At 73.4% G+C, this 21,794-nt stretch carries 19 protein-coding genes, 3 tRNA genes and 3 pseudogenes; 8 read left to right on the top strand and 17 right to left on the bottom strand.

Translation table 11 applies throughout. The features are described from left to right. The 6 genes from KPL57_RS23150 to KPL57_RS23175 form a co-directional block, all read right to left on the bottom strand. The coding region (locus KPL57_RS23150; RefSeq protein ID WP_226353161.1) for an LON peptidase substrate-binding domain-containing protein at positions 1-1,586 on the bottom strand (1,586 nt) is incomplete at its 3' end. 117 nt (positions 1,587-1,703) lie between these two features. After that, positions 1,704-1,985 carry a DUF2516 family protein gene (locus KPL57_RS23155; protein WP_020625752.1) on the bottom strand — a complete coding sequence of 94 codons (282 nt, stop codon included), beginning with the start codon at positions 1,983-1,985 and terminating at the stop codon, positions 1,704-1,706. 184 nt (positions 1,986-2,169) lie between these two features. After that, entirely contained in the window at positions 2,170-2,895 is a 726-nt protein-coding gene (locus KPL57_RS23160) for a hypothetical protein (RefSeq protein WP_226353162.1), read from the bottom strand. 11 nt (positions 2,896-2,906) lie between these two features. Continuing rightward, positions 2,907-3,371, bottom strand: coding sequence for a helix-turn-helix domain-containing protein (locus tag KPL57_RS23165; RefSeq protein WP_226353163.1), 465 nt, complete (start codon positions 3,369-3,371; stop codon positions 2,907-2,909). Between the two features lie 148 nt (positions 3,372-3,519). After that, a complete protein-coding gene (locus KPL57_RS23170; RefSeq protein WP_226353164.1) occupies positions 3,520-4,863 on the bottom strand; it encodes a DUF445 domain-containing protein in 1,344 nt (447 codons plus the stop codon). 279 nt (positions 4,864-5,142) lie between these two features. Then, positions 5,143-5,583: a hypothetical protein gene (locus KPL57_RS23175; protein WP_374203774.1), complete on the bottom strand. Its 441-nt coding sequence runs from the start codon at positions 5,581-5,583 to the stop codon at positions 5,143-5,145. A 574-nt stretch (positions 5,584-6,157) separates the two neighbouring features. Here KPL57_RS23175 and KPL57_RS23180 point away from each other — a divergent pair. Both KPL57_RS23180 and KPL57_RS23185 read left to right on the top strand, forming a co-directional pair. Next, a pseudogene (locus KPL57_RS23180) lies at positions 6,158-7,067 on the top strand (IS5 family transposase); the annotation flags it as partial. Then, positions 7,053-7,715, top strand: coding sequence for a tryptophan-rich sensory protein (locus KPL57_RS23185; RefSeq protein WP_374203775.1), 663 nt, complete (start codon positions 7,053-7,055; stop codon positions 7,713-7,715). The pseudogene KPL57_RS23180 and the gene KPL57_RS23185, both read left to right, overlap by 15 nt. A gap of 77 nt (positions 7,716-7,792) precedes the next feature. On the opposite strand, the gene KPL57_RS23190 is transcribed toward KPL57_RS23185, so the two are convergent. After that, positions 7,793-7,996: a cold-shock protein gene (locus tag KPL57_RS23190; protein WP_020627638.1), complete on the bottom strand. Its 204-nt coding sequence runs from the start codon at positions 7,994-7,996 to the stop codon at positions 7,793-7,795. A gap of 1,753 nt (positions 7,997-9,749) precedes the next feature. Continuing rightward, positions 9,750-10,388, bottom strand: coding sequence for a mycofactocin system transcriptional regulator (gene mftR, locus KPL57_RS23195; RefSeq protein WP_226353168.1), 639 nt, complete (start codon positions 10,386-10,388; stop codon positions 9,750-9,752). Positions 10,389-10,623: 235 nt separating this feature from the next. On the opposite strand from mftR, the gene KPL57_RS23200 reads away from it, so the two are divergent. Next, positions 10,624-11,664, top strand: coding sequence for a sigma-70 family RNA polymerase sigma factor (locus tag KPL57_RS23200; RefSeq protein WP_020626624.1), 1,041 nt, complete (start codon positions 10,624-10,626; stop codon positions 11,662-11,664). 61 nt (positions 11,665-11,725) lie between these two features. On the opposite strand, the gene KPL57_RS23205 is transcribed toward KPL57_RS23200, so the two are convergent. Further along, the gene (locus KPL57_RS23205; RefSeq protein ID WP_226353169.1) at positions 11,726-12,376 is read right to left on the bottom strand and encodes an FMN-dependent NADH-azoreductase; all 651 of its coding nucleotides are present in this window, start codon (positions 12,374-12,376) and stop codon (positions 11,726-11,728) included. A 91-nt stretch (positions 12,377-12,467) separates the two neighbouring features. On the opposite strand from KPL57_RS23205, the gene KPL57_RS23210 reads away from it, so the two are divergent. The 3 genes from KPL57_RS23210 (at position 12,468) to KPL57_RS23220 (ending at position 14,206) form a co-directional block, all read left to right on the top strand. Further along, complete coding sequence (locus KPL57_RS23210) at positions 12,468-12,950, top strand: MarR family winged helix-turn-helix transcriptional regulator (protein WP_075312454.1); 483 nt, start codon at positions 12,468-12,470, stop codon at positions 12,948-12,950. Between the two features lie 63 nt (positions 12,951-13,013). Then, the gene (locus KPL57_RS23215) at positions 13,014-13,565 is read left to right on the top strand and encodes an ATP-dependent Clp protease proteolytic subunit (protein WP_020626628.1); all 552 of its coding nucleotides are present in this window, start codon (positions 13,014-13,016) and stop codon (positions 13,563-13,565) included. A 14-nt stretch (positions 13,566-13,579) separates the two neighbouring features. Next, complete coding sequence (locus KPL57_RS23220; protein WP_020626629.1) at positions 13,580-14,206, top strand: MerR family transcriptional regulator; 627 nt, start codon at positions 13,580-13,582, stop codon at positions 14,204-14,206. Between the two features lie 95 nt (positions 14,207-14,301). On the opposite strand, the pseudogene KPL57_RS72590 reads toward KPL57_RS23220, so the two are convergent. From KPL57_RS72590 to KPL57_RS23230, 3 genes and pseudogenes are all read right to left on the bottom strand, one after another. Further along, positions 14,302-15,238 (bottom strand): annotated as a pseudogene (locus tag KPL57_RS72590) (endonuclease/exonuclease/phosphatase family protein); the annotation flags it as partial. Further along, positions 15,226-16,170, bottom strand: coding sequence for an MBL fold metallo-hydrolase (locus tag KPL57_RS23225; RefSeq protein ID WP_226353170.1), 945 nt, complete (start codon positions 16,168-16,170; stop codon positions 15,226-15,228). The pseudogene KPL57_RS72590 and the gene KPL57_RS23225, both read right to left, overlap by 13 nt. Positions 16,171-16,198: 28 nt before the next feature. Further along, complete coding sequence (locus KPL57_RS23230) at positions 16,199-16,960, bottom strand: NAD(P)H-dependent oxidoreductase (protein WP_226353171.1); 762 nt, start codon at positions 16,958-16,960, stop codon at positions 16,199-16,201. A gap of 101 nt (positions 16,961-17,061) precedes the next feature. On the opposite strand from KPL57_RS23230, the gene KPL57_RS23235 reads away from it, so the two are divergent. Further along, positions 17,062-17,385 (top strand): helix-turn-helix domain-containing protein, encoded by a 324-nt coding sequence (locus KPL57_RS23235; RefSeq protein ID WP_226353172.1) that lies wholly within the window; start codon positions 17,062-17,064, stop codon positions 17,383-17,385. Between the two features lie 8 nt (positions 17,386-17,393). Here the strand turns inward: KPL57_RS23235 and KPL57_RS23240 are convergent. From KPL57_RS23240 to KPL57_RS70070, 5 genes are all read right to left on the bottom strand, one after another. Then, a tRNA-Phe gene (locus tag KPL57_RS23240) sits at positions 17,394-17,467 on the bottom strand. 36 nt (positions 17,468-17,503) lie between these two features. Then, positions 17,504-17,577: transfer RNA gene (locus KPL57_RS23245), tRNA-Asp, on the bottom strand. 40 nt (positions 17,578-17,617) lie between these two features. Continuing rightward, positions 17,618-17,690, bottom strand: a tRNA-Glu gene (locus KPL57_RS23250). 123 nt (positions 17,691-17,813) lie between these two features. Continuing rightward, positions 17,814-18,032 (bottom strand): hypothetical protein, encoded by a 219-nt coding sequence (locus tag KPL57_RS23255; RefSeq protein WP_020622469.1) that lies wholly within the window; start codon positions 18,030-18,032, stop codon positions 17,814-17,816. A gap of 186 nt (positions 18,033-18,218) precedes the next feature. Beyond that, positions 18,219-19,514, bottom strand: coding sequence for a GDSL-type esterase/lipase family protein (locus KPL57_RS70070; RefSeq protein ID WP_226353173.1), 1,296 nt, complete (start codon positions 19,512-19,514; stop codon positions 18,219-18,221). A gap of 257 nt (positions 19,515-19,771) precedes the next feature. Between KPL57_RS70070 and KPL57_RS23265 the strand changes: the two are divergent. Continuing rightward, positions 19,772-21,661: pseudogene (locus tag KPL57_RS23265) on the top strand (propionyl-CoA synthetase). Positions 21,662-21,794 lie beyond the last annotated feature (133 nt).

Consider the following 21,794-nt stretch of genomic DNA (forward strand, 5'->3'; position numbering starts at 1 on the left):
GACAGCGCGACGTCGGTGAACTCCACGTCGCCGTCGTCCAGACCGGCCTTCGCGATCTGACGCGGCAGTAGGTGGTCGCGGGCGATCGCGACCTTCTCCGGCTCGGTGTAGCCGTCGAGCGTCACGATCTCCATCCGGTCGGCCAGCGGGCCGGGGATCGCGGAGGCGTCGTTCGCCGTCGCCAGGAACAGGACGTTCGACAGGTCGAGGTCGACCTCCAGGTAGTGGTCGCGGAAGGTGTGGTTCTGTGCCGGGTCGAGCACCTCCAGCAGCGCCGCGGTCGGGTCACCGCGGAAGTCGCTGCCGACCTTGTCGATCTCGTCGAGCAGCACGACCGGGTTCATCGAGCCCGCCTCGCGGATCGCGCGGACGATGCGGCCGGGCAGCGCGCCGACGTAGGTGCGCCGGTGGCCACGGATCTCCGCCTCGTCACGCACGCCGCCGAGCGCCACGCGGACGAAGTTGCGTCCGAGCGCGCGGGCGACCGACTCCCCCAGCGACGTCTTGCCGACGCCGGGCGGGCCGACCAGCGAGAGCACCGCGCCCGAGCCGCGGCCGCCGATGGTGTCGAGCCCCTTGCGTCCGCGACGGGCGCGCACGGCGAGGAACTCGACGAGGCGTTCCTTCACGTCGTCGAGGCCGGCGTGGTCGGCGTCGAGGATGCGACGCGCCTCCACCAGGTCCGACGAGTCCTCGGTCGTGGTGCTCCACGGGATGTCGAGGACGGTGTCGAGCCAGGTCCGGATCCAGCCGGACTCCGGGCTCTGGTCCGAGGCGCGCTCCAGCTTGCCGACCTCGGTCAGCGCGGCCTTGCGGACGTCGTCGGGCAGGTCGGCGGCCTCCACGCGGGCGCGGTAGTCGTCGGAGCCCTCCGGGTCGTCCTCACCGAGCTCCTTGCGGATCGCCGCGAGCTGCTGGCGCAGCAGGAACTCGCGCTGCTGCTTCTCCATGCCCTCGCGGACGTCGTTCGAGATCTTCTCGCTGACCTCCTGCTCGGCGACGTGCTCCTTGGTCCATTCCAGGAGCTTCTCCAGCCGGGCGTCGAGGTCGGTCTCGGCGAGCAGCTCGGCCTTGTGCGCGACGTCGAGCCACGAGGCCCACCCGGCGAGGTCGGCGAGCGCGCCCGGGTCGTCGGTCTGCTGGACCGAGTCGATCACCTGCCAGGCGCCCCGCTGCTGCAGGATGCCGACGACCAGGGCCTTGTACTCGCGGGCGAGCTCCTGGGTGCGGCCGGTGGGCGCACCGGCCTCGATCGGCTCGGCCTCGACCCAGAGCGCCGCGCCCGGACCGGAGACCCCCGACCCGATGCGGGCGCGCCGCTCACCGCGCACGACGGCGGCCCGGTCCCCGTTGGGGAGCCTGCCGATCTGCTCGAGCACGGCGACGACGCCGATGGCGCCGTAGCGGCCGTCGATGCGGGGGACGACGAGCACCCGTCTCCCGTCGTCGCGGTCCTGGGCCGCGGCGGTGGCCGCGTCCACCGCGGCACGGGTGTCGGAGTCGTCGAGACGGACGGGGACGACCATGCCGGGCAGGACCACGGCGTCGTCGAGGGGCAGGACCGGGAGCGTCAGCACGTCACTCATGCCCGGCACAACCACGCGGAGGGCCCTCCGCTTCCCGGAGTTGAGTCGTGTCCGCTCAGGGCGAACGCGGACCTCGGCCGGCCGGGACGGCCGTGAGCACCCCGAGGACCGGGTGGGTCACCAGCGCGGTCCGCCGCCCTGGACCTCCATCACCGCGGGCTTGACGTCGACCAGGTAGACCAGCGTCGCGACGGTGGCGGCCAGCCAGAACATGGCCCCGCCGTACATCGGGCCGCCCGTGACGAGCAGGAGCAGCAGCGCGACGCCGGTGATGCCCAGCCAGGCGTTCTTGGTGAGCTTGCCCGCCGCGGTGAAGGCGTCGGCGCGCTGCCTCAGCGCGTGCCCGAACGAGAACCCGCCGACCACCACCATGATCCACTTGATCACGAAGATGATCACTTCATCGGGGGCACTTGGCAGCGACAGCACGCGGCCAGAGTACGGACAACCCGGGCGCTGGTCACGTCCGGCGCCGCATCCCGGGCGGCCCGATCCACGGCCCCGCACACGACGACGCCCCCGGCCGATCGAGGATCGGCCGGGGGCGCGGTGCGTGCTCACCGGGCGCGGGGCCCGGCGGGTGTCACTTCTTCGCGGCGGACGCGCTCGAGGTGCCACGGCGGGTGGTCGGCTTGCGGGCCGGGACCTTCGCGCCGGTGGCGGTCTTCGGGTCGGTCTTGGCGGCGGTGCGGCGCGCGGTCGAACGCGTGGTGGACGCGACCTCGTCGCCGGCCTCCTCGATCGCCTCGGCGGCCTCCTTCGAGACCTCGGTGACGGCCTCGGCGACCTCGCCCGCGGCGGTCTGGGCGCGGCGGGCGACCTTCTCACCGACCGAGCGGGTCTGCGTGGTGACGGCGCCGAGGGTCTTGACGGCGACCTCGTGGGTCTCGTCCACGAACTCGTCGACGCGGGTGTCGAACTTCTCGGTCAGGTCCTCGACCGTCGCGATGGCCTGCTTGACCTGCGGCTGCTTGCGGATGCGACCCCAGGCCTTCTCACCGCGCTGGGCGAAGCCGACGTAGACACCCTCGACCTCGGAGCGGAACTCCTCGATCTGCTTGCGGATGTTGTCCGAGGACAGCTTGCCGCGCAGCTCCTTGAGCTCCTCGGGGAGCTCCTGGACGCGGGTCTGGACCTCCTCGGCGCGCTTGGTGGCGGTCTCGCGGGCGTCGGTGACGGCCTTGGTCACGGTGCTGTAGGCGTAGTCGCCGGCACCGAGGACGGCGAGCAGCGGGGTGCGGACGACCTCGGCCTGCTCGGCGGTCTGCTCACGCAGCTTCTGGACGTCGGCGCTGGTGGGGAGGTTCACGGCCATGATGATCACTTCCTGGATTCGGTGGACGTGTCGTCGGGATCGGCGGTGAGACCGTTCTCCCTGCGGAACGACTCGTAGACGTCGAGCAGCACGCGTTTCTGCCGCTCGCTGAGGGTCGGATCGGTGAGCACCGCGTCGGTCACCTGACCGGCGGGCCGCTCCTCGAGGATGCCGGCGCGGACGTACAGCGCCTCGGCCGAGATGCGCAGCCCCTTGGCGATCTGCTGCAGTATCTCGGCGGACGGCTTGCGCAGTCCCCGCTCGACCTGGCTCAGGTACGGGTTGCTGACGCCCGCGGTGCGGGCCAGCTGCCGCATCGAGACCTGGGCGGCCTCGCGCTGGGCGCGGATGTAGGACCCGATGCCCTCCACCGCGTGCCCCACGGTCTGACCGACGCTCTCGACGGCCTGCGCGACGCGCTCGGCGGGCTCGACGGACTCACGGTCTCCGGGCTTGCGCTCGGTGGCCATCCGTCTCACCTCCGCCTCGATCCGTTCTTCACTGACGGAATCGACCGTACGCGGCCCTGCTAGCTCTTGCAAGCAGGGTGCTAGCGCTGGTCACGTGGTGTGCGCCACGTCCATGACGGCGCGATGTCCTGCGGGGACACCTGCCCGATCACCCGATGACGAGCTCCCCCACGGCGTGGATGACCAGGCCGGCGAGCGCCCCGACGACGGTGCCGTTGATCCGGATCCACTGCAGGTCACGGCCCACCTGGAGCTCGATCTTGCGCGAGGTCTCCTCCGCGTCCCAGCGGGCGACCGTGTCGGTGATGAGCGTGGTGATCTGGCGCCGGTAGTGCCGCACGACGTACGACGCGGCGTCGGCCAGCCAGCCGTCGAGCTTCGCGCGCAGCTCGGCGTCGCGACCCAGCCTCCGCCCGAAGGCCATGAGGCCGTCGCGCACGCGCAGGCGCAGCTCGTTCGACGGGTCGTCCGCGGCGTCGAGGACCATGGCCTTCACGACCGTCCAGGCGCGGCCGATGAAGTGCTGCACCTCGGGGTGCTCGACGACCTGGCGCTTGACCTGCTCGGCGCGCTCCATGGTCGTCTCGTCGTGCTGCAGGTCGCGGGCGAACTCGGCGAGATACCGGTCCACGGCGTGCCGCAGCGGGTGCTCGGGGTCGGTCTTGACGGCCCAGGCATAGCCGCGGACCTCGGCGAACAGCTTGTCCGCGACGAGGTCGTCGACGAAGCGCGGGGTCCAGGAAGGCGCACGGTCGTGCACGACCCGCAGGACCATCTCCTGGTTGTCGGCGACCCAGTCGTAGGCGCGGTCGCAGACGAGGTCGACCAGCCTCCGGTGGGCACCGTCGACCAGGACGCCCTCCAGCGCCTTGCCCATCGGCGGCCCGACCGGGATCTCCATCAGCTTGCGCACCGCGACGGTCTCGATGACGTTCTGCACGTCCTCGTCGCGCAGCACGGTCACGACCGCCCGCGCGGCGGTGGCCAGCTCGGTGGTGACGCGGTCGGCGTTGCCCTGCTCGGCGATCCAGCGCCCGACCGACTCGCTGACCCCGATCCGGTCGAGCTTGTCGCGGACGACGGACTCGGACAGGAAGTTCTCCCCGACGAAGTCGCCGAGGGCGTCGCCGATCGTGTCCTTCTTGCGCGGGATGATCGCGGTGTGCGGGATCGGGATCCGCAGCGGGTGCCGGAACAGTGCCGTCACGGCGAACCAGTCGGCCAACGCACCGACCATGCCGGCCTCGGCGGCGGCCCGGACGTAGTCCGCCCCGGGGACACCGCGGACGACCTCGAAGTACTTCGCGACGAAGAACACGACCGTCGCACCGAGGAGGAACCCGGTGGCGACGGCCTTCATCCGCCGCAGGTCGCGTCGCTTCTGCTCGTCACCGGGCCCGAAGCCACCGAGGGGGACGGCGGGAACGGTCCCGATGGTGCGGTCCCGCTGCGGGACGGGGGTCGGGCGCTCCGGCGCGCGGGAGGTCTGCACACACCCATAGTGCCCGGGGACACCGACATCGGGCGGCGGGGGCGCCCGGAGCGGGGCCCGGCCGGGTCCGGCGATGTCCCGCCGGACCCGGCCGCGGCCGGTGGAGCGGCTGCTCGGCGAGGGAGAAGTGCCCCCTCGGGCGCCGCCTCCGCTGCGCACCACCCGGCCGGTGTCGGCGTCCGCACTCCAGACGAGCGGGGACGGCGACGAGACGCCCGGGCGGGCGGTACGCGGTCGCGCGGGCCGGATCCTCGGTTCCGTCCGGGCCGCGCGGGTGGATCAGCGGCGCAGGGCGCCCGGCATGCCGGACCGCTCGGCCCGGACCTCGTGCTCGTCGGGGAGGACCTGCTCGCCGGAACGACGGCGCACCGCGTCGCAGATCGCCTCGACGACGACCGCGGCCTCCGGCACCCGGTAGCCGACCCGCGCCGGAGCGACGCGCCACTGCACCCAGCCCTCGGGACGCTCGGTCGGCGGGGCGACGACACCGATGCCGTCGGTGTGCAGCACCACGTCGGCGTGCAGGCTCAGCTCGGCGGGCAGCGCGTGCCGCGGGCTCATCGGGAACCACCAGGTGTCCTCGGGCGTCGCGGCGACCGGCACGACCTCGCCGGCCTCACGCAGCGTCCGGCAGGCCTGGCGACCGATGACCGCGGGAACCTCGACCACGTCGAGCACGTCGCCCGTCGCCAGCATGACCTCCGCGCCCGGCCCCGGCACGAGCGGCCAACCGTGGTCGGCGTACTCGCGAGCGGCCGCTCACAGCTCCGCGCCGTAGACGGCTCGGTAGCTGTCCCACCAGGACATGGAGGTCACTTCCTTCCGCTTGTGCGACAACCCCTGCGGTGCCGCTCACCTGTGAAGTACAACACCAGGATGCGGGCTCCGGGCACGACTTCGCGAGGGGTACGCGACGAGGGTGCGCAGCGGCGAGACGAGCGGGGAACGCCGACCGCACAACGCCACGACCACCGGTGAACGGCAGGTGACCGGGCGCAGCGGACCGACGACCGGCGGCAACCTCCACGCCGTCCGGTGCGGTGCCGGTCGTCGCACCGCTCGACATGCCTCGTGCATCGATTATCTTTACGATAGAGATATTTGCGAGATCGAGAGGACCGACATGGCGTCGACGACGGCGAGGGCCGGCCGCACGGCCGGCCCGGCCACCGGGATGGACACGGCACAGACCTGGGCGGTGCTCGCCGCGGCAGTACTGCAGGCGGTGGCGGGCTCGCTCGGCGGCAGCGGGACGTTCGGGGAGTCGCAGCGGGTGCTCAGAGCGTGTTTGGAAATGGTGGGTGTGTCGGGATGGTCGACACGGCTGGGGTGCTCCATCGTGGTCGGCATGCAGGAACGACCGCGCCGGTACCCCTCGGACACCAGTGATGCCCAGTGGGTGGTGATCGAGCCGTTGTTACCGCCGCTCGCGCGGCGGGGGCGGCCTGTTGCTCATGCTCGTCGGGACGTGCTGGACGCGATCTTGTATGTCGTGCGGACCGGGTGTGCCTGGCGGGCGTTGCCGGTGGACTTCCCGCCCTGGCAGACCGTCTACTGGTACTTCAACCAGTGGGAACAGCAGAAGGTCACCGAGAAGATCCTCCCGGTCGTGCGGGGGCAGTTACGTATCGCCGAGGGCCGTGATCCGGAGCCGAGTGCGGGGATCATCGATTCCCAGTCGGTCAAGGGCGCCGACACCGTCGGCCAGGACTCCCGCGGCTACGACGCCGGGAAGAAGACAGGCGGACGGAAACGGTTCATCGTGACCGACACCCTCGGTCTGCTGCTGACCACGATGGTGTGCTCGGCCTCGGTACAGGACCGCGACGGCGCCAAGCCGATCCTGCTCAACCTCTACCTGCGCACCAGGGTGCGGTTCGTCTACGCCGACGCCGGCTTCGCCGGGCGACTGCTCGACTGGGCCGCCACGATCCTGCAGACAACGATCGAGATCATCCGCAAGCCACCCGAGCAGCGCGGATTCACCGTCCTCCCACGAAGGTGGGTGGTCGAACGGACCCTGGCCTGGCTCACCGCACACCGACGCCTGGCCCGAGACTACGAACGCCACCCCACCACATCCGAAGCCATGATCCGCTGGGCCGCGATCAACACCATCACCCGCCGCATCGCCCGTGGATACCCCGCCACCCGCCAGCAGAAACACACGACACCCTCAACCCACTAGAATTTCCAAACACGCTCTCAGCGACCGCTACCCCTCACTCATCACCCCCGCGACGGTGGCGTTCTCCGTGTGGGGCCTCATCTACCTGGTCCTGCTCGTGTACGCGGTGTACCAGTCACTGCCCGGGCAGCGGTCGCGCACGGTGCACCGGGCGACCGGTTGGCTGTTCGTGGCGACGGCGGTGTTCAACGCGGGCTGGATCGTCGTGTTCTCCCAGGAGTTCCTGGGGACCGCACAGCTGCTGATCGTGGCGCTGCTCGTGACCCTCGCGGTGGTGCTGCGCCGGCTCGCCGCATTCCCGGCCGAGGGGACGGCGGACCGGGCACTGCTGCACGGGCCGCTCGCGTTCTACGCGGGCTGGGTGTCGCTGGCGACCGTGGCCGGGTTCTCGGTGACGCTGACCTACTGGGGCGTGCCACTCGGCCCGGTGACGGCCGCGGCGCTGCTCCTGGTCGGCGTGCTGGGCGCGGGCGTCGCGACCCGGCGGACGACGGCGGCACTGCCGTACGCGGCGACAGCCGCCTGGGCGCTGGTCTGGGTCGCCGTGGAGTCCGCCGCGACCGGGACGGTGCCGGTGACCGTGGTCGCGGTGCTCGGCGTGACCGCGGTGGTCGTCGCGGCGGCGCTGCGAGCACGGGAGGGGCTGCGACCGGCCTTCGGCTGACCCCGGGAACGACGACGGCGCCGGTCCCCGAGGGGAGCCGGCGCCGTCGCGTTGCGCGGGTCGTGCCCGCGCAGAAGTCAGATCACGCGGACCGAGTCGGCCTGCGGGCCCTTCTTGCCCTGGCTGGCCTGGAAGTCAACGCGCTGGTTCTCCTCCAGCGTGCGGAATCCGTTCGACTCGATGGCGGAGTAGTGGACGAAGACGTCCGGTCCCTCGTCGTCGGTGGCGATGAAGCCGAAGCCCTTCTCGGCGTTGAACCACTTGACGGTGCCCTGCGGCATAGCGTGTGTCCTTCTCAGATGGAGCGGTTCCGGCCCTCACAGCAAGAGCCGGAGGTCGCGTGGACACCGCCGCGGCACCTCAGCACCGATCGACGACGCCCACCGTCACAACTTCAACGGACGCTCGACGGCGATCGGAGAAGAACGACTGCAACCGCCGCGGACGCTACCACGGCTCCGTGACACGTCGACCGTCCTCACTCGACCCCCCGCACGGCCGACTCCGCGGCACCGACCACCCGCCGCACGACGCCACGGGTGACCACGCCGCGTGAGATTCGGGCCGCCGATCGACGTCGGGCGGTCATCACCACCCCGAACGAGTGAGCACGACACACGTTCCACGCCGTCGAGTGAGCACCAGGCGTCCACACTCCCCGTTTCGGGTGGCGGCGGCGGTTCCGACCCGCTCGGCGGCCGCCCGTGAACCCGGACGGGGTCGCCCGTTCCGGGTGCAGCGCGGTGCGATCCGGCCACAGCGTGACCGATGGGACCCCTGTGACGCGTGTGGCCACGATCAGGTCACTGGTGGACGACGCCCCGTGACCGCAAGCTCAGCGCTGTCCGTCACCCCGTGCAGCAGCACAGCGAACTGGAGAGACCGTGCGATCCCGAGTCACCACTTCCGTCGCCCTGACCCTCATGATCGGCACCCTGGGTGTGTACGGCGCCGGCGTGGCCGGCGCGGCCGAGCCCGTTCATGCCTCCACCCCGGTCGTGCCGGCCGCGACCGCCGCCGACGCACCCGCAACGCCGTCCGACGGCCCGCTGGACCGGCTGTTCGACACGCTCTTCGGCGACGGCGCGGCGACCGCGCCAGCGACGCCCGCCGACGCCGCCGTCCCCGTCCAGGACGTGCCGACCCCCGCGGCACCGGGAGTTCCCGCGGCACCGGGAGTCCCGGCCGCTCCGGGCGTGCCGGTCGCCCCACAGGCCCCCGCCGTCCCGAGCACTCCGACAGCGCCGCAGGTTCCCGCTGTCCCGGGTACTCCGGCCGCACCGCAGGTTCCCGCTGTCCCGGGCGCTCCGGCCGTACCGGCCGCCCCGGCTGCGCCGCAGGTCCCCGCCGTCCCGGCCGCGCCGACCGTGCCCGCGGTCGTCGCGCCGGCGGTTCCCGGCGCCGCCGCCCTGCCCGCGGCTCCGGCAGCTCCGGTGGCTCCGGTGGCTCCGGCAGCTCCGGTCGCGCCCGCGGCTCCGGTCGCCCCGGCGGCCCCCGCGGTCCCGGCCACCTCCGCAACCCCGGCCGTGGCCGTCACCACGGACGCCACGGGCCAGCAGATCCCGGAGCCGCCGGCCGTCCCGGGCGCTCCGGCCGTCCCGCAGGCTCCCGCCGCCCCCGGGGCCCCGGCCCTCCCCCAGGCGCCGGTGACCCCGGCCGTCCCAGGTACCCCCGCCGCCCCGGCAGCGCCCACCGTCCCGGGCGCGCCCGCGACCCCGGCGGTGCCCGGTGCGCCGACCGCTCCGCAGGCCCCGGCCGTTCCGGGCGCTCTGACGACCCCGGGCACCTCTGCCCTCCCGGGTGCTCCCGCCGTGCCGGCGGCCCCGGGTGCACGGCCGTCGCCACCGCCCCGGCCGACGCGACCGCCTCGGGCGGCACCGTCGCGCCGCAGGCTCCGGCCGACGCCACGACCCAGGACACCGCCCCCACTCGCCCGAGCCTCTGGGAGCGGCTCTTCGGCACCACCCGCTGACCTGGCACCGCACGCATCGCCACGCGACGGCGTCCCCGCACCGGGGCGCCGTCGCGGCGCGTTCAGGGCAGCTCGGTCGCCCAGCCCCGCTGCAACGACCGCAGCACCTCGTCGAGCAGGTCGGCGAGCGCGGCGGTGTCGTCGGCCAGCCAGCGCTCGTAGGCGGCGATGCACACGCCCAGGCAGGCGTGCCCGACGCTCTGCGGGACGAGCCCCGAGGAGGCCTCCCCACGGCGCTCGGCGACGTGGTCGGCCACGACCTCCCGCCACGAGGCGTAGCGCAGCGTCGAGTGCGCCTGCAGCGCCGGGGTCTGCAGGATCAGCCGCAGCCGGCGCCGGTGCCAGGGCTGCTCGGCCGGCTCGACGTGGTTGAACTCCAGCACCGCGCGCCGGACCCCCTCCAGCGTCGGCAGGTCCGGCGGCTGGGCCGCGAGCACCGCGCGCATCCCCACCAGCTGCTCGTCGAAGGCACCCCAGGCGATGTCGTTCTTGGAGGCGAAGTACCGGAAGAACGTGCGACGCCCGATGCCCGCGGCGTGCGCGACGTCGTCGACGGTCGTGTTCTCGAACCCTTGGTCGCTGAACATCTCCAGGGCGATGTGCTCGATCTCCGAGCGGGAGGTGACCGGACGCCGGCCGGCGCGGCGTGTGCCGCTCCCGCCGGTGCTCCCGGGCCCGTCGTTCTCGGTCACCGCTGACATCGTCGCCCCGCCGTGCTCCCCGACTCCTCCGTCGTGCGTGCGACCGGCGGACCGGGAGGGTCGAGCGGAGCGCCGTCGGCCCCGATCATCCCACGTCGCGGTCGGCCCGTCGGCGTGCGTCGTCCCTGTTCGGCGGCCGTTCGTCGCGCGAGCCCTCCACTTTGTCGGTGTGTCGCGGCACACTCGCGACCAGACGGACCGGGACCCACCCGGACGGCTACGTCGAGGGGGAACCATGAGCGCACCCGCACGGGCTGCCGACGCCACCGTGGACGAGCGGCCACCCGAGGAACGTCTCGAGGACCACCGGCGCGAGCTGACCGGCTACTGCTACCGGATGCTCGGCTCGGCGTTCGAGGCCGAGGACGCGGTGCAGGACACGATGGTCCGGGCCTGGAAGGGCGTCGCGAAGTTCGACGGCCGGTCCTCCCTGCGGTCCTGGCTGTACCGCATCGCCACCAACGTCTGCATCGACGCGCTGAACGGACGCAAGCGTCGCGCCGTCCCGATGGACATCGGCGGCCCCGGCGCACCGGTCGCCGAGTCCCTGCGCGAGCCGCTGCCCGACGCCGAGTGGCTCGAACCGATGCCCGACGCCCGGGTGTCGACGCCGGCCGGGGACCCGGCGGACAAGGCCGTCGCGAAGGAGACGATCCGGCTGGCGTTCATCGCGGCGCTCCAGCACCTGCCGGCCCGCCAGCGTGCCGTACTGATCCTGCGCGAGGTCCTGTGCTGGAAGGCCGCCGAGGTCGCAGAGCTGCTGGACACCACGGTCGCCTCGGTCAACAGCGCCCTGCAGCGCGCCCGTGCCACCCTGTCCGAGCAGGGCATCTCCGAGACCGCGCCGCAGACCTCCCCGGCGATGGACCCGGCGCAGACCGAGCTGCTGATGCGCTACATGGCCGCCTTCGAGGCGTTCGACATGGAGGCGCTGACCGCGCTGCTGCACGAGGACGTCGAGCAGAACATGCCTCCGCTGGAGCTGTGGTTCCGCGGCCGGGACGACGTCATCGCCTGGATGGCGACCGGTCCCGGGCAGGGCTGCCGCGGGTCGCGGGTGGCTCCGGTGGAGATCAACGGGACGGTCGGCTTCGCCCAGTGGAAGCCGTCCGGGCCGAACGGCGAGTTCGAGGCCTGGGGCATCACGGCCCTGCGGATCGAGGACGGGGTCGTCACCGGGCTGAGCATCTTCCTCAACACCGAGCTGTTCGGCTACTTCGGGCTGCCGCTGCAGCTGGCCGACCGGCCGGAGCTGTGGGAGCCGAAGGTGGCCTGACCCGGCCCCGGCCGGGCCGGGCGGCGTCCGACCGCCCCGGCCCGGTGCTCGGGCCCGGCGCTCAGGCCGCCGGCGTCACCGCGGCGATCCGCTCCCCCGCGGCGCGGGCGTCGACGCGGGCGCGCTCGCGCTTCTCCGCGGCCAGCGGGCGCAGCTCGCTCATCGCGGGCACCACGTCGGCGAGGGTCAGCTCCGTCTCCACGACGGTCACGTCGGCGCCCCAGACGTCGCGCAGGATCCGGGTGATCCAGCCGGAGCCGTGGTCCCACCCCTCGCGCGGAGTGCCCGGCCCGTAGCCGCCACCCCGGGAGACGACGAGCACGACCGGGCGGCCGGCGAGCGGGGTGGTGCCCGGCGCGAACCGGGGGTCGGTGATCAGGGCGTCGACCCAGGTCTTGAGGTGCGCGGCGATGCCGAAGTTGTAGAGCGGAGAACCGATGACGACGGCGTCGGCGGCCAGCACGTCGTCCGCCAGCTCCGCGATGCGCGCGAGGGCCCCGCGCTGCTCCGGGGTGCGGTCGGCCTCGGCCACGTACCCGGCCGCGACCGCGGTCGTCCACAGGTCGGCCGGCAGCGGCGCGGTACCCAGGTCGAGACGGACGACCTCGGCGCCCGGCTGCGCCTCGAGGTAGGCGCGCTCGACCTCGTCGGCGATCTCGCGGCTGACGGAGCCCTCGGTGCGGATGCTCGCGTCGAGTCGGAACAGGGACACGGTGACCTCCCGGTCAATCTGAGAAGAAGATGTTCTGTTCGACAGAGTATCTTCGTAGGAGAAGACCTTGGCAAGCACGTATCCTGTGACGATGTCCGGTCCGTCCGCCCCGCAGAGCGTCGAGTGCGACCTGGCGTGGGCACTGACCCGGGTGGCACGCGACCACGCCACCGCGGTGCAGTGCGTCGTCGCCGCCCTGCCCGGCGGACAGCGCGGCTTCCAGGTGCTCGCCGCCGCGGCCGCGGACGACCCGCCCACCCAGCTCGCGCTGGCCCGCAAGCTCGGGGTGGACCGCACCGTCATGACCTATCTGCTGGACAAGATCCAGGAGGCGGGCCTGATCGAGCGCCGCCCCGACCCGACCGACCGCCGTGCCCGCCGGATCGTGCTCACCGAGGCCGGCCGGGCGCTGCTCTGCGACACCGAGAAGCGGATGCGCAGCGCCGAGGCCCACATCCTGGCGCCGCTCACCGCGGACGAGCAGACCGCGCTCCGGACGCTGCTGCGCCGAGTGGCGACCGCGGGCACCGACCCGACCTCCGCCGACGGCGAACCCCGTCCGCCGTCGGCGTAACCGCAGGTCCAGAGGCCGGTTCCGGATCTAGCGTCGGGCGGACACCCGAGGAGCGGAGATCCGATGCCCGTCCTGTCCACCCCATCCGACCCCGCCGACCGCCTGCTCGGCGAGCGGATCGTGCTGCTCGCCCGCGAGCTCGACGACGAGGTCGCCGCCGAGACCTGCGCACGCCTGCTGCTGCTCGCCGCGGAGGACCCGCGACGCGACGTCACCCTGCACGTGCTGGCCCCCGGCGGCTCCCCGGTCGCGGCGATGGCCGTGCACGACACGATCCGCACGCTCGGTGTCGACGTCGCGACCGTCGCCGCGGGGTCGCTCGCGGGCCCGGTGCCGTTCCTCGTCGCGTCCGGGACGCCGGGCAAGCGGCTCGCCCGCGCGCACGCCGCGTTCCTCCCGACCGCCGACGGCCCGGTCCGCGGCTCCCACCCCGGCGACGTGCGGGTCCGGGCCGACCACCTCGCCGGGCGTCGTCGCGAGATCGAGTCGCTGACCGCGACCTACTGCGGCGCCCCGCTGCCAGACGACGCCCGGGACCGCTGGCTGTCGGCGTCGGAGGCGGTGACCCTCGGCCTCGTCGACGGGCTGTCGGAGCCCCGGGTTCGAAACGGATAGCTAGAGTCTCGCAGGTGCGAGTCTCGGATCTGTCCCGGTCGTCCGGCGTCCCCGTCGCGACGATCAAGTACTACCTGCGCGAGGGCCTCCTCCCCCGCGGCGAGACGACGTCACCGAACCAGGCCCGCTACGACGACACCCACCTGCGCCGGCTCCGTCTGATCCGGGCACTCGTCGAGGTCGGTGGGCTACCGATCGCCACCGTCCGCGAGGTGCTGTCGGCCGTCGACGACCCCGCGGTCAGCCTGCACGCCATGCTCGGCCGGACGGTCTATGCGATCACCGGCGACGTCGGGGCGTCCGGCTCGCTCGACGAGGCGGAGGCGGACCTGGAGCAGGCGATGACCCACGTGGGCTGGCAGGTCGAGCACGGAGCACCCGCCCTGGCCGGGGCCCGGTCGGTACTGGCCCGGATGCGGGAGCTGGGCCTGGCTCCCGGCGAGACCACGCTGCGGGCGTGGGCCGAGGCCGCCGACCGCGCCGCGGAGGGCGACATGGCCGCGATCGGGCGGACCACCGGCCGGGAGCATGCCGCGGAGACCGCGCTGATCGGCACCGTCCTCGGCGACGCCCTGCTCGCGGCCCTGCGCCGCATCGCCCAGGAGAGCCGCTCCGCGCAGCTCTACCGCGACGGTTCCTGAGCGTCGGGCAGCCGCACGGTCACCAGCACCGCGCGGTGGTCGCTGCCCGGGGTGTCGAGGACGACGTGACGGCGGGTCACCGATCCGCGGGGCACCAGGACGTGGTCGATGCGGATACCGGCCCAGCGCGGCAGCGACGAGGGGAAGGTCGCGACGAGCCCCCGCCCGGTGCCGTCGGTGGCGTCGACGCAGCCGCCGGTGGTCGACGACGGCGTTGAGGTCCCCGGCGACGACCGGTGTCGGCCGGGCGCGGGTCCACTCCCCGATCAGCGCGAGCTCACCGGCCCACAGCTCGGTCCACCGCGGGTTCGTCGGGGCGGAGGTGTGCACCGCGTACAGCGTCCGGGTGCCGAGCAGGCCGCCGGTGACCTCCAGGTGCGGCAGCCGCATGCCCTCCCCGGGCCGGACGTCCACGTCCCCGGCCCTCGGCGCGGCCAGCACCACGGTGCCGTGCTGGTCCGGGACGCCGCTCGGGACCGACGACCACCCGCGGTAGCCGGCGAGCAGGGGCAGGAGCCGGTCGAGGTAGGCGACGCCCGCCTCGGGCAGCACAACGACGTCCGGCCGCTCCCGGGTCACCGTCGCGGCGAGCGCACCGGGGTCCGCACGCCCCAGCAGCACGTTGGCGACGAGCACCGTCAGCTCGGGCCCGTCCGGCAGCGGACCGGCGGGCCGGGGCAGCACCCGTCGCAGCGCGGGGGCGGCGGCCGCGGCACCGGCCAGGCCCACCGCCGTCGCGGTGCGGCGCAGCCCGGCGAGTCGCAGGAGGCCGGCGACCCCCAGCCCCGCGACGCCGAGGTGCGGGCGCAGCGCGGTCAGCCCGACCAGGGCGGAGTGCCGGTCGGTCCGCCACCGCCGTGGCAGCACGGTGACGGCGGTACGCAGGGCTCGGTCGACGATCACGGACACGGGTGGACAACGGATGCCGGGCGCGCTCGGTTCCACCTGGTCCGCGGGGACGGTCCCGACCGCCGGCGGCCGTCGGGTCCGGGCGCGGTCGTCGTCGCCGCGGCCGGTGCTCACGCCAGGCAGGTGAGTGGGCGGCCGCCGTTGTACTCGACCATCTCGGCGAGGGCGGTCATGACGTCGATCGGGGCGCCGCGCTCGGCGCCGTCGAGCTCGGCGTAGGCGCGGTGCAGGTTCCCGACGATGCGCTCGGCGTCCGGCCAGTCGGTGAACCGGCCGAGGTCGGTGTCGCGGGCGGCCTCCAGCGGGCGAATGCCGGCGTCGCGGGCGCGCTCGGCCAGGTCGACGACGAAGCGCAGGTAGTCGAGCATGTCCCGGACCGGCCCGTCGCCCTGGAACACCGGGCCGTGGCCGGGCACCGTCGTCGCGGCTCCGAGTGGCAGCACCACCTGCTCCAGGACGTCGATCGCCCCAGTCACCGACCCCATCAGCAGGAACGGCGTGCCGCCGTGGAAGACGAGGTCGCCGCAGTAGAGGACCGACCGGTCGGGCACGTGGACGAGGACGTCGTTGGTCGTGTGCGCGGGCGTCCCGGTGTGGACGACGTCGACCCGCAGGTCCCCCAGGTGCAGCGCGACGCGGTCGGTGAAGGTGAGGAACGGCGGGTCCAGCGGCAGCGAGCCCCAGTCGCCGTGGTCCCAGAACGGCAGGTCCCGGGGCGGCCCGAACGCGATCATCTCCGCGCGCGCCCGCTCGTGCGCGACGACCGTCGCACCGGAGAACAGGGCGTTGCCCCAGGTGTGGTCCCCGTGGTGGTGGGTGTTGACCAGCGTGCGCACGGGCCGGTCGGTGACCTCGCCGATCGCGGCGGCGAACGCCCGGGTCCGGCGTTCGGTGGAGCAGGAGTCGACGACGACGGCGCCCTGCGGCCCAACCAGCAGCCCCGTGTTGTTGATCCACCAGGTGCCGTCGGGCTGGACGTAGGCGTAGAGCCCCTCGGAGACCTCCTCCAGCCGGGGCGGACCGGGAACGGTGATGTCGTGGGGGTGGGCGCTCATACTCCGATCATGGCCCCCTCGACCCGGTTCAGCCCGCGATGTGCACGTCCAGCCCCGTCTCCCCCGGCCGGATGTGCGGGGCGAGCTCCCAGCCGCCGGTGTACTCCCCGGTGAACTGCGGCCGGTAGCGGATCGGGTCGTCGTCGAAGAGACCGTCGAGCCGCCGGAACAGGTCGGTCCGGACCGCGGTGAGGTCCTCGACGTGGTCGGCGCTCGGGAGCGCCCAGGGCGGGAGGACGTCCATCCCGGTGTAGGCGAAGGTGCCGTGCAGCAGACCGAACAGCAGCTGATGCAGCTCGCCGGACATGCCGCGCGGCCCGATCGCGGCCGGACGATCGCCGAGGGTGGTCAGGACGAGCGCACGCCTGCCGGTGAGGCGCCCCTGCTCGAACCGCAGGCGCCGGCCGGTGGCGGCGTCGGTCCCGAACGCGAACCCGTGGACCAGGACGCGGTCGAACCAGCCCTTGAGGATCGCGGGCATCCCGTACCACCACAGCGGGAACTGGACGACGAGCGCGTCGGCCCGGCGCAGCTTCTCCTGCTCACGGGCCACCTCGGGCGCCTGCCGGCCCTCGAGGTACGCGGCCCGGGTGTCGGCTCCGACGCGGAACGTGCCGCTGTCGACGCCCCCGTCGCACGGCCGCAGGACCGGGTCCCAGTGCATCGCGTAGAGGTCGGACTCGACGACGTCGTGGCCGCGGGAACGCAGCCGGTCGACACCGGCTCGTCGCAGCTCACCGTTCAGCGAGGAGGTTTCGGGGTGGGCGCTCAACCACAGGACGGACGGCATACTGCGATGGTCGACGCGCAGGGTCGACCTGACCAGTACGGACATTTCTGTCGCTTGGGGGGGGGTTGCTGTGCGCCTGCCCGTGATCCGCGCGCTGGGGTGTGCCCGGTCGAGGTCGCCGTGTCGGTCCTCGGGGCACGTGGAAGCTGACACTGGTCAAGCACCTGCTGGACGGGCCCCGCCGGTTCAACGAGCTCGGCCGGCTCGTCCCGTCGGCGAACACGAAGACGCTAACCCGGCAGCTGCGGGAGCTGGAGAGCGACGGCGTCGTGCACCGGGCCGTGTTCGCGGAGGTCCCGCCGCGGGTGGAGTACCGGCTGACCCGGCTGGGGCGGACCCTGGAGCCGGTGGTCGAGGTGATGGACCGGTGGGGGGCGGGGTTCGCCGAGGCCTACATCCGGGATGCGGAGGAGATCGGCCGCTGAGGGAAGTGTGGCCAGGGGCGGGGTCGAACCGCCGACCTTCCGCTTTTCAGGCGGACGCTCGTACCAACTGAGCTACCTGGCCCCGGCCTCCGGGAAACCGGAGATCCAGAGAGTGGAGCGACCCAGACGGGACTCGAACCCGCGACCTTCGCCGTGACAGGGCGACGCGCTAACCAACTGCGCCACTGGGCCTTGCTCTTACGAGAAGCATCGTATCCGACACCTCTCCCGGTACCCCCAACGGGATTCGAACCCGCGCTGCCGCCTTGAAAGGGCGGAGTCCTAGGCCGCTAGACGATGGGGGCTGGGACCAGACCCGTGGGCCTCGACCTTCCCTCAACGGCTGTCCGTTGGGAGTGAGGAAACCTTACGACACCGGTCCGGGGGACCCTGCAACCACCACCCCCCAGTTCCGGCATCGCCGCAGGTCAGCGAGCCACGGGTGGCGGCTGTTCCGGGTTGCCGGAGATCAGCCCCAGCATGTCGAGCAGCTCGCGCAGGTCCTCGGAGTCGTCGGAGTTCCGTGCGACGACGAGCCGGGCGCGCTGCACCTGCTCGTCGGACACCTTGAAGGCGTCGGCCGCGTTCCGCGGCGCCGGAATGGAACTGGTGTCGTCGTCGATGCCGCGCTTCGCGCCGATGGTCACGAGGCCTCCCCGTAGGCCGCCAGGACCTGCTCCGGGCACGTCCGGTGGGGCGCGCCGCGAGCCGGTGTCCGTCGGTACCGCCACGTGCTGTGGCTGTGACCAAGACGTTACCCATCGTGTGTGGACCCTGCACGCCCCTTCCCGGGTGACGGCCGGTCACGCGGAGCTGCGTAGGGCGGGTGCGTCTCAGCGATCCGGGGAGGTCCGGCAGGGGCTCCCGGACAGCTCCCCGACCGGCACGGATGCCGTCAGCGCCCGGTACCCGGCGGGCGACGGGTGGAGCCCGTCGCCGGAGTCCAGGTCGGGACGGAGCCGGAGCGGGTCACCCGGGTCGCCCAGTGCGGCGGCCGCGTCGATCACTCCGTCGGCCCAGCGACGGCCCTCCGAACGGAGCCAGTCGTTGACCTCGTCCCGGGCCGCGACGGCCGACGGTGCGGCGCGACCACCGCTGGCCGACGGCGGGATGGTGGTGAGGAACACGCGCAGACCCGCGGCCCGGGCCCGCTGGGCGAACTCCTGCATCCCGGCGACGAGGTCGCCGCCGGCCGCGCCCGCGGCGAGGTCGTTGGTCCCGACGAGCAGCACCACGTCGCGTACGCCGGGGACGGCGGCCACGTCGTCGTCCCAGCGGGTCGACGGCGCGTCGCCGCCGGCCGGCGGGTCGTCCTGCAGCAGCTGGTTGCGCGACAGCCCCGCGTTCAGCACGGTCATCGGCCGGTCGCCGCCCGCCGCGGAAAGCCGGGCGGCGAGCTGGTCGGGGAAGCGGTCGTCGCCACCGGGGGTGGAACCCACGCCGTCGACGAGGGAGTCCCCGATCACGAGGACCGCGCCCGTCCGGACGGGGCGCCAGTACCTCCAGCCGGTCAGCACCGGCCAGGACTGCAGGGTCGTGTCGAAGCCCGCCGCGTCCGGGGCCCCGGTGCGGTCCCCCGGCCCGGACAGCCAGGCGGTGCGCATCGCGACCGGGTGCGAGCCGATCGTGCGCGGCACCTCGGCGAGGAACAGGCTCACCGTCAGCGGCACGCCCGCCGCGGCGGCCACCGGAGCGGGGTCGGTCAGCACCTCGGCGACCGCCGGGATGTCGGCCACGGGCGCGCCGCCGACGGTCAGCGGGACCGGCCGGGTCACCGCGGCACCCGGACCGGTGGTGCCGACGGTCATCGCCGCGATCCGCAGTGGCCCGTCGCCGTGCCGGTTGGACAGCCGCAGCCGCAGCTGCTCCCCCCCGGCGCCGGGCCGCACCACCATCCGCAGCGTCCGACCGGCGAGGCTGTCGCCGGGGACGGCCTGCTGCGCGGCGTGCCAGGCGGCGGTCCAGCCGGGCGTGCACGTCGTCGCCGCGGCGGCGGCCGGGACGACCGACCGGGCCGGGCCGCAGCCCACGGCGACGAGTCCGACGAGCAGCGTTCCGAGCACCGCCGCGCCGGCGGGCCCGCGCCGCGCACGCCACCGGACCGCACCGTCGTCGGGCCGCACCGGCACCGCCTCTCCTCCACTCGCCCCGCCCGCGGATCGGACGGGTGCCCCACGCGCTGTGTCGAGCCGTCACCCGATCACGTTACGGATCCGTCCGGTCACACTGCGACGATCGGCGCCCCGTGGTCGGCGAGCGGCCTCCCCCTCGGGATCGGTCCTGCCGGGCGAGGGCTGCGCACTGTCGGTGCCCCGTCCTAGGGTCGTCGGCGACACGAGGGGCGGCCACCGTGGGCCGCCGGGATCGCCAGGGGAAGAGGACGACGGTGACCGCCTACGAGGAGATCTTCCGTTCCAGCGTGGACGACCGTGAGGGCTTCTGGCTCCGCGCGGCCGACGGGATCGACTGGGACGTCGCCCCCACCCGCGCGCTCGACGCGTCGAACCCGCCGTTCTACCGCTGGTTCCCCGACGGCGAGCTGAACGTCGCGTACAACGCGCTCGACCGGCACGTCGACGCCGGGAACGGCGACCGCACCGCCTGGTGTACGACTCACCGGTCACCGGGTCGCGGCGCACCTACACCTACGCGGAGCTGCACGACGAGGTCGCGCTGTTCGCGGGCGTGCTGCGCGACCAGGGCGTCGGCCACGGCGACCGGGTCGTCGTCTACATGCCGATGGTCCCCGAGGCCGCGATCGCGATGCTCGCCTGCGCCCGCCGCGGCGCCGTCCACTCGGTGGTGTTCGGCGGGTTCGCCGCCAAGGAGCTCGCGGTCCGGATCGACGACGCCGGGCCCAAGGTCGTCGTCTCGGCATCCTGCGGCATCGAGGGCAAGCGGGTCATCGAGTACAAGCCGCTGCTCGACCGGGCGATCGAGCTGTCCGAGCGCAAGCCCGCGTCCACGGTGATCCTGCAGCGCGAGCAGGCCACCGCGCGGCTGGGCCCGACCGACGTCGACTGGGCCGAGGCCGTCGCCCGCGCCACGCCGGCCGCCCCGGTCCCGGTGAAGGCCACCGACCCGCTCTACGTGCTCTACACCTCCGGCACCACCGGCAAGCCGAAGGGCGTGGTGCGCGACTCCGGCGGCTACGCCGTAGCCCTGGCCTGGTCGATGCCCAACATCTACGACGTCGGCCCCGGCGAGACGATCTTCACCGCGTCCGACGTCGGCTGGGTCGTCGGCCACTCCTACATCGTCTACGCGCCGCTGCTGGCCGGGGCGACGACCGTGCTCTACGAGGGCAAGCCGGTCGGCACGCCGGACGCCGGCCAGTTCTGGCGGGTCGTCCAGGAGAACGGGGTGAAGTCGGTCTTCACCGCGCCCACGGCGTTCCGGGCGATCAAGAAGGAGGACCCGAAGGGCGAGTTCCTCGCGCAGTACGACGTCTCGTCGCTGACGTACCTCTTCCTCGCCGGTGAGCGCCTTGACCCCGAGACGCACCGCTGGGCCTCGGACCTGCTCGGCATCCCCGTCATCGACCACTGGTGGCAGACCGAGACCGGCTGGCCGATCGCGGCCAACCCGGCGGGTATCGAGCTGCTGGAGATCAAGCCCGGCTCGCCGACCCGGGCCATGCCCGGCTGGGACGTCCAGGTCCTCGACGAGCGGGGCAACCCGGTCCGAGCCCGGCGTCGACGGCGCGATCGTGGCGAAGCTGCCGCTGCCGCCCGGCGCCTTCCCGACCCTGTGGAACGACGACGAGCGCTACGTCAGCTCCTACATGTCGGCGTTCGAGGGCTACTACCTCACCGGCGACGGCGGCCACCTCGACGCCGACGGCTACGTCTTCGTCATGGGCCGCACCGACGACGTCATCAACGTCGCGGGCCACCGCCTGTCCACCGGCGGGATGGAGGAGGTCCTGGCCTCGCACCCGGACGTCGCGGAGTGCGCGGTGATCGGCGTCGCGGACACCATGAAGGGGCAGATCCCGCGCGGGTTCGTGGTGCTGAAGTCCGGCGTCGACAGCGACGCGGAGGGCTACGAGGACGGGCTGCGCGCCGAGCTCGTGCAGATGGTGCGCGACCAGATCGGCGCGGTCGCCGCGCTCAAGGACGTCGCGATCGTCCCCGCCCTGCCCAAGACCCGTTCCGGCAAGATCCTCCGCAAGACGATGCGCGGGATCGCCGACGGCGTCGAGGAACCGGTGCCCTCCACCATCGACGACGCGTCGGTGCTGGACACGCTGCGTCCGGTGTTGCGCAGGGAGTGAGCGCTCTCCATCGGGTGGTCCGGACGCGTTCCGCTTGACCCGGATCACCCGATGGCGGTAACGGCGGGCGGCCGCGTCCCGATGGTTGGTCGACGGCCGCTGCCGCTCCCCGGCATCCTTCCGCGCGGTCGTC

Source organism: Pseudonocardia sp. ICBG601, assembly GCF_020496245.1.

What these genes read in the sequence shown, in the direction of transcription:
- KPL57_RS23165 (WP_226353163.1), bottom strand. Translation starts at nt 3,371, where the DNA reads ATGGCCACCGAGCGCAAGCCCGGAGACCGTGAGTCCGTCGAGCCCGCC.
- KPL57_RS23190 (WP_020627638.1), bottom strand. Translation starts at nt 7,996, where the DNA reads ATGCCGCAGGGCACCGTCAAGTGGTTCAACGCCGAGAAGGGCTTCGGC.
- mftR (WP_226353168.1), bottom strand. Translation starts at nt 10,388, where the DNA reads ATGTCAGCGGTGACCGAGAACGACGGGCCCGGGAGCACCGGCGGGAGC.
- KPL57_RS23200 (WP_020626624.1), top strand. Translation starts at nt 10,624, where the DNA reads ATGAGCGCACCCGCACGGGCTGCCGACGCCACCGTGGACGAGCGGCCA.
- KPL57_RS23210 (WP_075312454.1), top strand. Translation starts at nt 12,468, where the DNA reads ATGTCCGGTCCGTCCGCCCCGCAGAGCGTCGAGTGCGACCTGGCGTGG.
- KPL57_RS23215 (WP_020626628.1), top strand. Translation starts at nt 13,014, where the DNA reads ATGCCCGTCCTGTCCACCCCATCCGACCCCGCCGACCGCCTGCTCGGC.
- KPL57_RS23225 (WP_226353170.1), bottom strand. Translation starts at nt 16,170, where the DNA reads ATGAGCGCCCACCCCCACGACATCACCGTTCCCGGTCCGCCCCGGCTG.
- KPL57_RS23230 (WP_226353171.1), bottom strand. Translation starts at nt 16,960, where the DNA reads ATGCCGTCCGTCCTGTGGTTGAGCGCCCACCCCGAAACCTCCTCGCTG.